The organism is Bacillus cereus group sp. N12, from assembly GCF_016483575.1.
Lineage (GTDB): Bacteria > Bacillota > Bacilli > Bacillales > Bacillaceae_G > Bacillus_A > Bacillus_A toyonensis.
Window position 1 is genome coordinate 35,791 of record NZ_JAEHBO010000023.1, and the last position, 12,661, is coordinate 48,451.

Below are 12,661 nucleotides of genomic sequence, written 5' to 3' on the forward strand. Positions count from 1 at the left end.
CATAACCTTATTCTTTTCAACAGGGACCTACTACCCAACAAAATAAACCGAGAAACATCTCTCGGTTTATTTTTTGTATTTCTTTGCATAATGCGCCAAAGTAAGTAACGGATATATATGAGCGTAGCTATGGTAATGAATATAAAACCCACCTGGTAAAGCTGTTCCAGTAGGATATTTCTCATTTACATAAGGATTCGCAAGCAAATATGAAATACCTTTTCGAATAGCTGGTGTTTCTTTATCATAGTAAGAAATAAGAGCATCTAAAGCCCATGCTGTTTGCGATGGTGTACTAAATGGTAAAGTAGCAAATCTTTTTTCCACACTACTTTGACAAGATTCTCCCCAGCCACCATCTTCATGCTGTATATGTTCAAGCCATAAAGTTGCTCGTTTTAAAGAAGGGTGAGCAGAAGTAATTCCTAACGCCCGTAAGCCAGTCATCACTGCCCATGTACCATATATATAACAAATGCCCCATTTTCCATACCACGATCCATTTTCCTCCTGTTCATTCATTAACCAGTTGATTGCACTTTGTTTTTGTTTCTCGGGCAATTCATTTTGCGTATATGTCCCGAAAAACTCTAACACTCTGCCTGTAATATCTGGTGTAGAAGGATCTGTAATCATATCGCTTGCGTTTTCGATTGGTAAATTCGCTAATAACTTGCTTGTCACGCCTTTTTCAAATGCTCCCCAACCACCATCATTATTTTGTAATCCTTTAATCCAATTCGTCCCTTTCTTCCAAGCATCATCCACATTTCCGTTCCCTCTACTTTGTGCCAATGCTCTTAACACAGCTGTTGTATCATCAACATCAGGAACTGTCGTATTCACATCAGAAAAACCCCAACCGCCCGGAATAAGCACGGGCGCATGCACACTCCAATCAGCTTTTTTCTTATGTTGTTTTTTTAATAAATATGCTGACGCATTTTGAATCATTTTATTTTCTTTCGAAACACGAGCCTCTTGCAACGCATAACTAAGTAATGCTGTATCCCATACAGTTGACGGGGAATTTTGTAAATGGTTCCCTCTTTCCATCTTCCATATATAAGATGTTATCCCCGTTATAGCCTTTTGAATCATTGGCGATTGAATAGAATGACCTAGCGCAAGTAAAGCATAAATCATATAAAACGAAGCACTTGCGTAACTATATAACGTTCCATTCTCATCGATACGCTCTTTCATAAAACGTTCTACTTCCTCATTTCCTTTATGATGTAAGGAAAGCGGATAAGATATAATTTGTTTCACATTACCTAATAATGTTTGAAACATTGGAGATTGGTCCTCCCGAAACCATTCTCCGCCCCCGCCCGCAATATGATTTAAATTAGGCAGTAACTTTTTCCCTACACGAAACCTTTTATTTAAACACAACATCATCGGAATTAAATGGATACGTGCCGAACTACTTAATTCAAATATACTGAGGGGGGAATCATTTTGCAGAAACATAATCGGTGTTGGCAAATGAAAGAGCGAAGGATATTCATACTCTCCATGAATTGCTAATAAAAACTTCGTCATAAAATGAGCACGCGCCACTCCCCCACGTTCTGTAATAAACATTTCCGCTCGCTTCATATTCGCATCTTCTTTTGTATACTTTTTCGAAGCAAGTAGGGCAGCATAAGATTGAATGGTAGCAGATAAATTGCCCCCCATTTCATCATCATACAATTTCCATGTCCCTTCATTCGTTTGGAGTGAAGCTAATCTTTTTACAAACGGTTCTACCTCTTTATCTCTACCTAATAATTTTAATAAAAATATCATATGGCAATCAGTTAATGGTGCTCCTTCAAAACAGAATCTCCACGTACCATCTTGCCTTTGCATCGTTTGAAGTGCAGTTGTCCTTCTCGCTATTTCTTCATGCACTTTTTCATATAATAACAAGGCATTCACCTACCCTTTCGAAATCCGTATAACGATATTCAAAAAAGCAACCGAATATGTGTAAAAACAAAAAAAGCAGAACACATATTATGTTCTGCTCATAAGCAATATCCCACTCCGACAATAACCCCTAATAAAGCACCGACTACTACTTCATACGGTGTATGTCCGACAAGCTCATTTAACTTCTTATATTCTGTTTGTTTACCATGAAAAAATTCATTCAATATTTTCGCCTGTTTACTTACCGCAAGCCTTACTCCTGAAGCGTCATACATAACAATGATTGCAAAGATTGTAGCCACTGCAAATATGGTACTTTCCACACCTTCCACAACTCCAACACCTGTCGCAAGCGCTGTAACAGTTGAAGCATGAGAACTTGGCATCCCACCTGAAGCAAAAAATTTTGCAAAATCAAATTCACCCGTTTTAACTAATTTAAAGACTACTTTTGTTAACTGTGCTATAAACCACGAAATTACAGCAGCCATCAGCGGATCATTATGTAAAATTGTTTCCATGTTCTCAGCTCCCTACTAGCTATAATGGAAATTCTATATAGTATCAGTATAAAGAAAAATGCGTAGAAAATACTACGCATTATGATACTTTTGCTGATTTATTTTTTATAAATTTCGGTTGTTTCTGCACTAAAAACTTTGTCTTCGCTATTGAAAATACAAATAAAGCAACCCATATACAGAAAAATGCCATCATATGAGTAGATGTAAAATGTTCACCAAATACAAATACACCTAAAATTAAACTAATCGTTGGCGCAATATATTGTAAAAAGCCTACCATATAAAGCGGAATAAGTTGTGCTCCTTTTGCAAAATAAAATAGTGGTAGCGCTGTAACAATACCTGCTCCTATTAAAAGTAACGTCGATAGCATTGAAATAGCTCCAAATGAACCGAAACCATGTACCCCTGTCATAACGAGATAAATGAGCGCAAACGGCGTCACTAACATCGTTTCCATCGTAAGCCCAATCGTCGCATCATAGTTTAACAATTTTTTCGTTAATCCGTATAATCCAAATGAAAAGGCAAGTGATAAAGAAACCCACGGGATAGCCCCGAAACGTACTGTTAAAATGATAACCCCTACCCCAGCCAAACCAACTGCAACATATTGCCAAAAGTTTAACTTTTCCTTTAAAACGACTGTACCAAGTAAAATACTAATAAGCGGATTAATATAATAGCCAAGACTTGCTTCAATGACATGATTATGATTAACGGCCCATATGTAGACAAACCAGTTTCCGCTAATTAAAATTGAAGCAATTGTTAATGACATTAATAATTTAGGTCGTTTAAAAAGATTCACAAATTCCCCAATAAACTGGCGAAACCTCTTCGTAACAGCTAATACGATTAACATAAAAACGAACGCCCAAACAATGCGATGTGCTAATATTTCATCTGCTGGAACTTCCTCAACCCATTTCCAATAAATCGGTAGGATTCCCCACATCGTATAAGCACCAGCCGCATATATAATCCCTTTTTTTTGCTGTGCTGATTGACTCCCCATCTTCCTTTTTCTCCTCTTCTCATTTTTTCTCCATTATACGGTTTCATATGCTCACTTTACCAATAATCAATCTGTAATTCTTTCGACATTTCTCATATAGCGAAAAATAAACATACCGTTATTACAACAAGTAACGGTATGCCGAAAACAAATTTCTTTTTATGCGTTTTATGGTGAAACATATACATACCGATCCAAGCTCCAACAGCTCCTCCAGCTGCCGCTGATAAAAACAACGTGCTTTCTGGCGTTCTCCACTGTTTCTTCTTTGCTTTTCGTTTATCAAGCCCCATAAGGCTAAAAGCTATAACATTAATAATAATAAAATAAATCCATTTCATCGCTTTCTCTCCCTATGAAAAATTCGCTTAATGGTAACATGAAAAAACGATAGAAACAACTGAAGAACACTTTTTAGCAAACTAGTTTCATTCCTTTATTTTAATTGATTATCTTTACATTTATATAATCAATATAAAGCGCGATTACAGCTATTAAAAAGAAAGATGTTATGAACAGTATTTTATATTTCACTTCCTTCACCCACCACAACCACATCATCAAAAAAACTTCTCTCAATCTCTTTCTCATCAAAATGAAGAACAACAATTAACCCTACATATAAAGAAACAAAATTCAAAAACCATTCCCCATTATCATCTTGCTTAGCTAAACATTTAAATATCTCTTGAAATTGCATACGTTCATCAGAAGCAACGATCGGACGCACACCAAAATATTTCAACACAAGATTTAACTTAAGATTTATAGATAAAGACAAACTATATTTTAAGAGCTCTGTATAATTTGTAACATTTTTTTCGCTATACAGTTTCACAAGCATTTGATGTAAAGTAGGAATCGATAATTCTACGTCAGTCACTTTTGTTGTTTCTATCGTTTCAATCATCTTTTTCATATCCATCACATTCACCCCTTCTGAAAAAACTTTAAAGCCAGAAAGTATCTAATTCATAATGTGCAATAATTGTGCATTTCTCTTCTCTCGTTCTTCTTCACTGACTAAGTCATACTTTTTTAATAAATGAAAGATGTCGTTTAATATTTCCTGCGAATGTTTATTTTGCAAAAATCCATTCAAATCTTTGAAAAGAATTTCAGATAAAAAATCCTTTTGACTTTCAAGCTTATTCATTACATCTTCAATAGAATGATCAATATTACATGCCATATTAAACTTCCTCCTCTATCCTCTATTAATAATATCTTCTGCTAATGTAGTAAATACTTCTCCAACGAGAGAGTCTTCATCATATACAGATGAATCGTTATTTTCTTCACGTTTTGCAAAAGGTATTTGTGCAATTACTTCTGTTTGCAATTGTTCTGCTAACATTTCGCCGCCCCCTTTTCCGAAGAGATAATTTTTCGATCCATCTTGCTCTTCGTAATAAGCCATATTTTCCACAATTCCTACAATCTCGTGTTTTGTATATTTTGCCATTACGCCTACTCTAGAAGCTACAAATGAAGCTACATTGTGCGGCGTTGTAACGATAATTTCTTTCGCCTGTGGGATCATCGCTGCAACATCAATGGCAACATCTCCTGTACCAGGTGGTAAATCGAGAAGTAAATAATCTAAATCTCCCCAGTGTGTATTCGCAAGGAAGTTTTGAATCCATTTATTTAACATCGGTCCACGCCACATGACTGGATTATTTCCTTCTGTAAAAAATCCCATTGACATAATTTTAACACCGTGACTAACGACCGGAATTGCTGTTTGATCAATCATTGTTGGTTTTTGATTCGTTTCCATCATAGCTGGAATGCTAAAACCATATATGTCTGCATCTAAAATCCCAACCTTTTTACCCATTCTAGCTAAGGCAGTAGCAAGATTAATTGTCACCGTTGATTTTCCGACTCCGCCTTTCCCACTCGTTACAGTAATAAAATGTACACCTGAATCATGACGGAGCATGCTTGGCATACCTGTTTCTGTTCTACTATTTTTCTTTAATTTTTCTGTTAGCATAGCTCTTTCTTCTTGTGTCATCGAACCAAATGTTACATCCACTTTAGATGCACCAATTGCGTGAAGGGACTCTTCCACATCTTGTTGAATTTTCGCCTTTAATGGACAACCTTGAATGGTTAACACTACTTCAAGCTTAACCTCTGTTCCATGTATTTGTACATTTCTAACCATATTTAATTCTACAACACTTTTGTGTAACTCTGGATCCTCTACATGTTGTAATGCGTTCATTATTTGTTCTTGAGTAAGCATAGAGCTCATCCCTTCTCTTATTCTAATTTATATATAGCATCTTCTTATTACTTCAACTGATGAAAGTTTCCATCTATTTTTTAATGTCTTTAATAGTCCTCGTTGCGAGAAAGCATTATTATCCCCCACTTACAGGCGGGATTAATGCGACGATATCTCCAGCTTTTATCATCTCTTCATTCGTTACAAACTCTTCATTAATTGCAACCATTACTGTATCCAAAGATTGCAAATGATAACTATCTTTCAACCATTCATTTAATTGTCCAACAGTCATTTCTTTTTTTTCTGAAATTATTAATTGATCCGATCCGACTTCCTCACGCAAATTTGCAAACAGTAAAATTGTAATCATTTTCTCATTCTTCCTTCTTCGGTTTTCCTTCTGGATATGATGTATTTTCAAGTTGATCTCCAATCCACATCGTTCCATCTTCCCAAAATTCTTTTTTCCAAATTGGAACGATGCGTTTTATGCGTTCAATCGCGTACTCATTCGCTTCATAAGCTACTTTACGATGCGGTGATGAAACTGCAATAACTACCGCAATATCCATTATTTCCAGCCGCCCTACACGGTGCGTAATGGCTACTTGTGCGTCCGGCCATTTCCCGTTAATTTCCTCACCAATTCTTGTAAGTTGTTTTACTGCCATCGGTTTATATGCTTCATACTTTAAATGTAGCGTTCGTTTTCCTTTTGTTAATTCTCTCACCGTACCAATAAATGTTGTAATCGCACCCGCTTCTCTTCTTGCGACTTTATTCGTTACTTCTTCCACTAAAATTGGTTTTTCTACAATCTCAAATAGTGATTGCGCCATTAGAAACACCTCTCTTATAAAATGTCCAAGGCCATTCACTACCTTCGTTATCTTCTAATAAAAGAACATCGACAAACATTTCTTTTTTATATCCTCTTGTCCCGCCTGGCAATACGATAAAAGCGTTCGATTCTGCTAATGAAGAAACCGAGCTAGACTTATCAAATCCTGATGGATATGCAATTAATTGCCCTTCATTACATGTCAGTTTTGCTCGTACAAATCTTGTAAATGGATTTGGTTTCAGAAAATCTTTTCCTAATAATGCTTTTTCTCTTTTCAAATGCGCTTTTTCACTAAACATATACGCACGAATACATGGTCTTACAAACAACTCAAATCCTACATAACATGCTGATGGATTTCCTGATAAACCAAATAATAGCTTGCCATTTAATTGTGCTACAGTCGTTACACTTCCTGGTCGCATTGCAACCTTATTGAAAAGAACGGATGCACCTAACCTTTCATATATAGCTGGTAAATAATCGTAATCTCCTACTGATACACCGCCCGTTGTAATGAGCATATCTACTTGACTTAACGCATCTTTCACAGCTGTAAAACACGTATCAAAATCATCACTAAACTTCCCAAAGTATTTTACTCTTCCGCCCACTCTTCGAATTTGAGACAGTATCATGTACGTATTACTATTTCGAATTTTCCCTGGCTCTAACGACTCATTTACATCAAGTAATTCACTACCAGTCGCTAATAGTCCAATTACTGGCTTTTTCGCAACTGGCACTTCACTATAACCGAATGTAGCAAGAAGAGCTGAAATACCTGGATTAATGTATGATCCTTTCTTTGCAAGAACCGTTCCTTTACGAGCATCTTCACCTTGAAAAGAAATATTATCACCCGTTTTGAATGAGCGTTTCACTTCCATATAATCGTTCCCATTATCCTCATATTGACGAGTCAGTTCTAACATAACAACCGCATCACAACCATTTGGAATTTGTGCTCCTGTCATAATTCGAACTGCTTGAAACGAACCTACTTTCTCATCGAATAGTGATCCTGCGCCAATTTCACCAACTACTTCAAATACAATTGGTGTTTCATAACTTGCTAAATTCGTATCTTCTGCTCTAATAGCAAACCCATCATACGGGGAACGATTGAATGAAGGCACGTCATGATCAGCTACTAAATCCTCCGCTAATATACGTCCGTAAGCTAATTCAATAGGTAGTAGCTCTTTTAAGCCATTGTTAGCAAATCCCATCACTTTTCGAATAGCTTCTGCAACCGTAATTGGCACTCTTCTTTCCATTATTGACAACCCTTTCTATTAACCGAATAAGCGATAATATAGTTGTTTCGCTTTTGGAATTTCGTTTGTACCATGAATGAACACACGACCATCTTGAAAAATAACGACGCGATAATCCTCTAATTGACAAGATAGTAAATATGGATTCCGCTCTACTTCCCCAAGTTTTTTTAATACTTTTTCTACGTCATCAAAATTGTATTGCCTATTTTCTATTGATCTTATTTGAACTGTATTTCTTCCGCATAAAACAGCTACCTTCGTTTGGTTTTCGTATGATAAATAAGGATAAGCTCGATTTAAACCGCACGATGGACAATCGTCCGTTTTTATTTTTCCTAGTTTTATAAAATGATTTTGATTACTCCATATATCAAACATGAAAAACGTCTTTCTAATTACTGAGTAATCTTCCACTAAAATTTTGAGTGCTTCTGCCACTTGATATGCCGCAACGATTTGAACAGCTGGACTAATAATCCCAGCCGTGTCGCACGTCACACCTATAACGGGAACATTCTTCAGTACACAATATAAACACGGCATTTTTTGCGGAATAATCGTATAACTCATACCGTACGATCCAACACAAGATCCATATACCCACGGAATATTATGTTTTTGTGATAAATCATTTATGATAAATCGAATATCAAAATTATCTGTAGCATCAATGATTACATCGACATTTTCTAATAGCCCTTCCATGTTTTCTACACTTGCATCCATTATGAAAGCATGTATTTGTACTTCTGAATTAATTTGTTCCAACCGTTTTTTAGCAGCAATTGCTTTCGGGATTTTCCCTCTTGCATCTTCTTCAGAGTAAAGTTGTTGTCTTTGTAAATTACTCCACTCTACATAATCACGATCAATAATTGTCAACTTACCAATACCTGCACGCACGAGACTTTCTGCACTTGTACTTCCTAATGCACCTGCTCCTACAATTAACACATGCTTATTCCGAATTTTTTCTTGCCCTTTACTCCCGATTGGTTTGAACAACTGTTGCCGAGAATACCGCTCCTCCATTGCATACCCTTCCTTTCAAAAAATCTATTTCACATTAGAGTCTTGTTTTTGATAACAAGCAAAGTAAGCAAACCCTACAAATCCAGCTCCTCCAATGACATTTCCGATAAAAACAGGAACAAAGTTTTTAGCAAGGTCCAGCCACGTCAGATGGCCTGCAAAAATAACCGCTGATATGACAAACATATTTGCTACTACTTGTTGAAATCCAATCACTACAAATGCCATAATTGGAATCCAAATCCCAATTATCTTTCCGACAAAATCACTCGTCCCGTAAGCGAGCCAAAGCGCAAGACAAACGAGCCAATTACAACCAATCGCCAAAATTAAAGTTCTCCCAAACGATTCGTGTAACTTCCCTTCCGCTATCGCTAACGTTTTATTTAAATAATCTCCCTCTGTTAATCCGCCAAGATGTCCAAAGCAATACGCAACGAAAATTGCACCAACAAAGTTCATTACAGTAATCCAAGCCCAATTATTCAGTACACTTATCAATGAAATTTTCTTTGCATAAAGCGCCATAGACAGTGACATCATATTTCCTGTAATCAATTCTCCTCCTGCTAACACTACGAGCATAAGCCCAATAGGAAACACTGCTCCTCCTAAAACATTCACTAAACTTCCCCAATGCTCCGGCAAATTACCTAAAACTCGAATATTAAGTAAAAATCCTAATGATATAAATGCTCCTCCTAAAAAACCGAGAATAAGCATTGCTGGCAGCGTCTGGCTTACTTTTTGAACACCGGCCTCGATTACGATTTCAGCAATTTGTTCCGGTTTATGAAATGCCATTACCAATTCCTCCATTTTCTCCAAATAAAAAAGCAGCTTCAAAAAACCTCCTCAAAATAAAGGTTTTTGAATGCTGCTTAATGTCTCTGCACATCTTTTACAGAGAAATCAATCATCACTTTTACTATGAAATAGAAAGTCCACATCTCTTGCACACTTTCCATTTTCCACTATTATGTCAGCCTTATATATTAACCACCGATATGTGACATTTCAATTTTAGGCATTGTTTTCTTATTAGTATGACTTAAGCGTTCGTCTGAATATCGATTTTCTCGATTATTCCAAATGTCGTGAATTACAGCTGTAATTTCCTCATCCGTATCCCCCGATCGAAGCAATGCTCTCAAATCATTTCCTTTAGAAGCAAATAAACAAGTATACAATTTTCCTTCTGCAGAAATGCGAGCTCTCGTACATGATGAGCAGAAAGAATCAGTTACAGATGAAATAATACCTATTTCCTCATCACTGCCTATATAACGGTACCTAGTAGCTACTTCACCTGGATAATTTGCTTCTATCCGTTCTAACGGCATAACCTCACGAATTGTATTTACTATTTCTTGTTTGGAAATAACTTCACCTAACTCCCAACCGTTATAATTTCCAACGTCCATATACTCAATAAAACGAAGAATATGCTTATTTTCCTTAAAGTATTGCGCCATCTGCAAGATGTCCTGTTCGTTTTTCCCCTTTTGAACGACCATGTTTATTTTAATTTTCATACCAACTTCAGCCGCAGCCTGTATACCCTCAAGAACCCTTTGCACTTTGCTTCTATTACCATTTAAATAGAAAAAGCGCTCTTCTTCTAAGGAATCCAGACTAACTGTCACACGTGATAACCCCGCTTTATATAAATCAGGTGCAAACTTTTTAAGTAACGATCCATTTGTTGTTAAACCGATATCCTCCACACCATCTATTTTATTAAGCCGCTCAATAAGCTCTGGAAGCCCTCTTCGAAGTAACGGCTCTCCGCCTGTAATCCGTAACTTTCTCACACCTAAAGAAACGAAAATACGTGTTATCCTTTCAATCTCATCAAAAGATAAAATTTTATCATTAGACAAAAACGAATAATCAGGACCAAATATTTCTTCTGGCATACAATATCGACAGCGAAAATTACAGCGATCAGTAACTGAAATACGTAAATCCTTTAACGGACGATGCAATTTGTCTAATGTAATTGATTTCATCTTCCTTGCCTCACTTTTACTTATTTTATATTTAAAACACGTTCTGGATGCGTATATATATTTAAAGACTGATTACGAATAAACCCTATCGTAGTAATCCCTAACTCTTCCGCTAACTGCAAAGCTAATTCAGTTGGCGCTGATTTTGACAGTATAATTTCACAGCCGATTTTTGCAACTTTCAATAATATTTCTGAAGAAATACGACCACTAAAAACAATGATTTTATCTTTTATAGAAATATTATTTTTTAAACAATAACCGTAAATTTTATCTAGCGCATTATGCCTACCAATATCCATTCGGCCTAAAATAATACCATTTACATCACATAAAGCTGCGTTATGCACTCCGCCAGTATGTCGAAATGTATCCGCAGATTGCTGCATTTCATTCATTAAATGAAAACAATCTTCGACAGCAACCTTTACATGGACACCATTCATTTTCTTTACGCTTAGTGCATCATTTGCAAAAACAAACCCTTGCCTACTCATACCACAGCACGAAGTAATATAACGTTTATTTTGCATTTGTTCGTAATACGGGTTTATTTTTGTTGTCGTTACATGTACAAATCCTTCTTTCTCCTGTACCCATATGTCATCAATATCTTCATACTTCCGAATGATTCCTTCAGATGCTAAGAAGCCTATTACCATATCTTCTATATATTCTGGAGTACTAACCATTGTAACAAACTCCTGTCCGTTCATTTTAATTGTGACTGGAAACTCTGTTACAATGCTGTCCTCTATATGCTTAAACACCCCTTGTTCATAACGGAAAACTTCTCTTTCTACCTGTATCGGTTTCACGATCAGTATCCTTCTCTCACGTTATATTTTTATCAAAAACAAATACCGAAACAGCAATATCTTCTTCTACTTTCATATCTGAAAATAAGTTCACTAATTTCGCTCCAACAAGTTCCTCCAAATGTTCACGAGAATTCGCAGCGTAAACTTCTTGGATCATTTTCGTTCTAGCCATATGAACCATTTCCGCGCCATCCATCGTACTTGAAATGAATTTCTCAGTAGGTGTTAAGTTCCCATACAGTGTTGCAATCGCCATATTTTCAGCAAATACAGTATGAATTCGTTCTGGTCCTTTTCCGAATAGTTCCTTTCGGAGTTTTCGTATCATATCATTAAATTCATGTACCTTTTTCGTCATAAAATCATACCTCCTAAAAGCCTCATTTTACTTTATTATATATTTTACCAAAATGATCTTTTCGCCCAAACTATTTCGTACAAATATTTGGACGAAAAGGTTAACTTCATGAAGTTTATTCGTCTTTTAATCCTTTACCCATACCTTTTAGGAAATGAAGACCAAACCCGATAGCACGGTTAATATCTGGATCTTTTAATACTTTCATAAGATCGAATATCCCCACTTTTTTATTACTTTCTAGATGCTCATTACCTTCTTCCAGCCCTACTAATAAACTACCTATAAGTTTTTTCGTAAGTTCTGGGTCAAGTTCTGTTAAAGCACCTGCAGCACCCATCATATTATTAATTAAATTTGTAACAGGTTTACGAGTTACTTGACCGAGAACGATCTTTGCGATTGGTTCCTTCGCTTTCAGCATAGAATTTGCTGCTTCTAGCATGCCAATATCATTTAATTCCCCGACAATATGAAACATTTGATTTAAAGCTTCTTCATTATTAGCTAGAAGCTCCTTTAAATCCTCTAACTTTTGCTGTTTTATTTCTTCCTCAGTTAATTCATGTTTTTGAATCGTTTTAATCGGTGCAGCCATATTTTT

16 protein-coding genes are annotated in these 12,661 nt (G+C 36.1%); all 16 read right to left on the minus strand.

Annotation, left to right across the window (positions count from 1 at the left end):
- Positions 1 to 66: 66 nt before the first annotated feature.
- Positions 67 to 1,920 carry a terpene cyclase/mutase family protein gene (locus JDS92_RS13410; RefSeq protein WP_097958386.1) on the minus strand — a complete coding sequence of 618 codons (1,854 nt, stop codon included), beginning with the start codon at positions 1,918 to 1,920 and terminating at the stop codon, positions 67 to 69.
- A 98-nt stretch (positions 1,921 to 2,018) separates the two neighbouring features.
- On the minus strand, positions 2,019 to 2,444 hold the full coding sequence (locus tag JDS92_RS13415) for a divergent PAP2 family protein (RefSeq protein ID WP_000447811.1): 426 nt from the start codon (positions 2,442 to 2,444) through the stop codon (positions 2,019 to 2,021).
- 79 nt (positions 2,445 to 2,523) lie between these two features.
- Complete coding sequence (gene rarD, locus JDS92_RS13420) at positions 2,524 to 3,465, minus strand: EamA family transporter RarD (RefSeq protein WP_000535545.1); 942 nt, start codon at positions 3,463 to 3,465, stop codon at positions 2,524 to 2,526.
- Positions 3,466 to 3,557: 92 nt separating this feature from the next.
- Entirely contained in the window at positions 3,558 to 3,806 is a 249-nt protein-coding gene (locus tag JDS92_RS13425) for a DUF1294 domain-containing protein (RefSeq protein ID WP_000871326.1), read from the minus strand.
- 182 nt (positions 3,807 to 3,988) lie between these two features.
- Entirely contained in the window at positions 3,989 to 4,390 is a 402-nt protein-coding gene (locus tag JDS92_RS13430; RefSeq protein WP_000367295.1) for a hypothetical protein, read from the minus strand.
- Positions 4,391 to 4,432: 42 nt separating this feature from the next.
- Positions 4,433 to 4,657: a hypothetical protein gene (locus JDS92_RS13435; protein WP_000752368.1), complete on the minus strand. Its 225-nt coding sequence runs from the start codon at positions 4,655 to 4,657 to the stop codon at positions 4,433 to 4,435.
- Between the two features lie 15 nt (positions 4,658 to 4,672).
- Positions 4,673 to 5,722 carry a P-loop NTPase gene (locus tag JDS92_RS13440; protein ID WP_199632035.1) on the minus strand — a complete coding sequence of 350 codons (1,050 nt, stop codon included), beginning with the start codon at positions 5,720 to 5,722 and terminating at the stop codon, positions 4,673 to 4,675.
- A gap of 118 nt (positions 5,723 to 5,840) precedes the next feature.
- Positions 5,841 to 6,077, minus strand: coding sequence for a molybdopterin converting factor subunit 1 (moaD, locus tag JDS92_RS13445; RefSeq protein ID WP_000628491.1), 237 nt, complete (start codon positions 6,075 to 6,077; stop codon positions 5,841 to 5,843).
- Positions 6,078 to 6,081: 4 nt separating this feature from the next.
- Entirely contained in the window at positions 6,082 to 6,546 is a 465-nt protein-coding gene (locus JDS92_RS13450) for a molybdenum cofactor biosynthesis protein MoaE (protein WP_087968827.1), read from the minus strand.
- Entirely contained in the window at positions 6,527 to 7,831 is a 1,305-nt protein-coding gene (locus tag JDS92_RS13455; protein ID WP_097953652.1) for a molybdopterin molybdotransferase MoeA, read from the minus strand. The genes JDS92_RS13450 and JDS92_RS13455 overlap by 20 nt, the downstream gene beginning before the upstream one ends.
- A gap of 18 nt (positions 7,832 to 7,849) precedes the next feature.
- Positions 7,850 to 8,866: a molybdopterin-synthase adenylyltransferase MoeB gene (locus JDS92_RS13460; protein ID WP_097958393.1), complete on the minus strand. Its 1,017-nt coding sequence runs from the start codon at positions 8,864 to 8,866 to the stop codon at positions 7,850 to 7,852.
- A gap of 24 nt (positions 8,867 to 8,890) precedes the next feature.
- Complete coding sequence (locus JDS92_RS13465) at positions 8,891 to 9,670, minus strand: formate channel (RefSeq protein WP_087968830.1); 780 nt, start codon at positions 9,668 to 9,670, stop codon at positions 8,891 to 8,893.
- Between the two features lie 191 nt (positions 9,671 to 9,861).
- On the minus strand, positions 9,862 to 10,878 hold the full coding sequence (gene moaA, locus JDS92_RS13470) for a GTP 3',8-cyclase MoaA (protein WP_000836455.1): 1,017 nt from the start codon (positions 10,876 to 10,878) through the stop codon (positions 9,862 to 9,864).
- Between the two features lie 20 nt (positions 10,879 to 10,898).
- Entirely contained in the window at positions 10,899 to 11,696 is a 798-nt protein-coding gene (gene fdhD, locus JDS92_RS13475; protein WP_087950586.1) for a formate dehydrogenase accessory sulfurtransferase FdhD, read from the minus strand.
- 16 nt (positions 11,697 to 11,712) lie between these two features.
- On the minus strand, positions 11,713 to 12,057 hold the full coding sequence (locus JDS92_RS13480) for a Na-translocating system protein MpsC family protein (protein WP_000163331.1): 345 nt from the start codon (positions 12,055 to 12,057) through the stop codon (positions 11,713 to 11,715).
- Positions 12,058 to 12,172: 115 nt separating this feature from the next.
- The gene (locus tag JDS92_RS13485) at positions 12,173 to 12,655 is read right to left on the minus strand and encodes a helical membrane plugin domain-containing protein (RefSeq protein ID WP_000729911.1); all 483 of its coding nucleotides are present in this window, start codon (positions 12,653 to 12,655) and stop codon (positions 12,173 to 12,175) included.
- Positions 12,656 to 12,661 lie beyond the last annotated feature (6 nt).

Bases quoted from the DNA above. Each gene is read 5' to 3' on its own strand.
- JDS92_RS13415 (WP_000447811.1), bottom strand. From the start codon at position 2,444: ATGGAAACAATTTTACATAATGATCCGCTGATGGCTGCTGTAATTTCG.
- rarD (WP_000535545.1), bottom strand. From the start codon at position 3,465: ATGGGGAGTCAATCAGCACAGCAAAAAAAAGGGATTATATATGCGGCT.
- JDS92_RS13425 (WP_000871326.1), bottom strand. From the start codon at position 3,806: ATGAAATGGATTTATTTTATTATTATTAATGTTATAGCTTTTAGCCTT.
- JDS92_RS13430 (WP_000367295.1), bottom strand. From the start codon at position 4,390: ATGGATATGAAAAAGATGATTGAAACGATAGAAACAACAAAAGTGACT.
- JDS92_RS13435 (WP_000752368.1), bottom strand. From the start codon at position 4,657: ATGGCATGTAATATTGATCATTCTATTGAAGATGTAATGAATAAGCTT.
- JDS92_RS13440 (WP_199632035.1), bottom strand. From the start codon at position 5,722: ATGCTTACTCAAGAACAAATAATGAACGCATTACAACATGTAGAGGAT.
- moaD (WP_000628491.1), bottom strand. From the start codon at position 6,077: ATGATTACAATTTTACTGTTTGCAAATTTGCGTGAGGAAGTCGGATCG.
- JDS92_RS13450 (WP_087968827.1), bottom strand. From the start codon at position 6,546: ATGGCGCAATCACTATTTGAGATTGTAGAAAAACCAATTTTAGTGGAA.
- JDS92_RS13455 (WP_097953652.1), bottom strand. From the start codon at position 7,831: ATGGAAAGAAGAGTGCCAATTACGGTTGCAGAAGCTATTCGAAAAGTG.
- JDS92_RS13460 (WP_097958393.1), bottom strand. From the start codon at position 8,866: ATGGAGGAGCGGTATTCTCGGCAACAGTTGTTCAAACCAATCGGGAGT.
- JDS92_RS13465 (WP_087968830.1), bottom strand. From the start codon at position 9,670: ATGGCATTTCATAAACCGGAACAAATTGCTGAAATCGTAATCGAGGCC.
- moaA (WP_000836455.1), bottom strand. From the start codon at position 10,878: ATGAAATCAATTACATTAGACAAATTGCATCGTCCGTTAAAGGATTTA.
- JDS92_RS13480 (WP_000163331.1), bottom strand. From the start codon at position 12,057: ATGACGAAAAAGGTACATGAATTTAATGATATGATACGAAAACTCCGA.
- JDS92_RS13485 (WP_000729911.1), bottom strand. From the start codon at position 12,655: ATGGCTGCACCGATTAAAACGATTCAAAAACATGAATTAACTGAGGAA.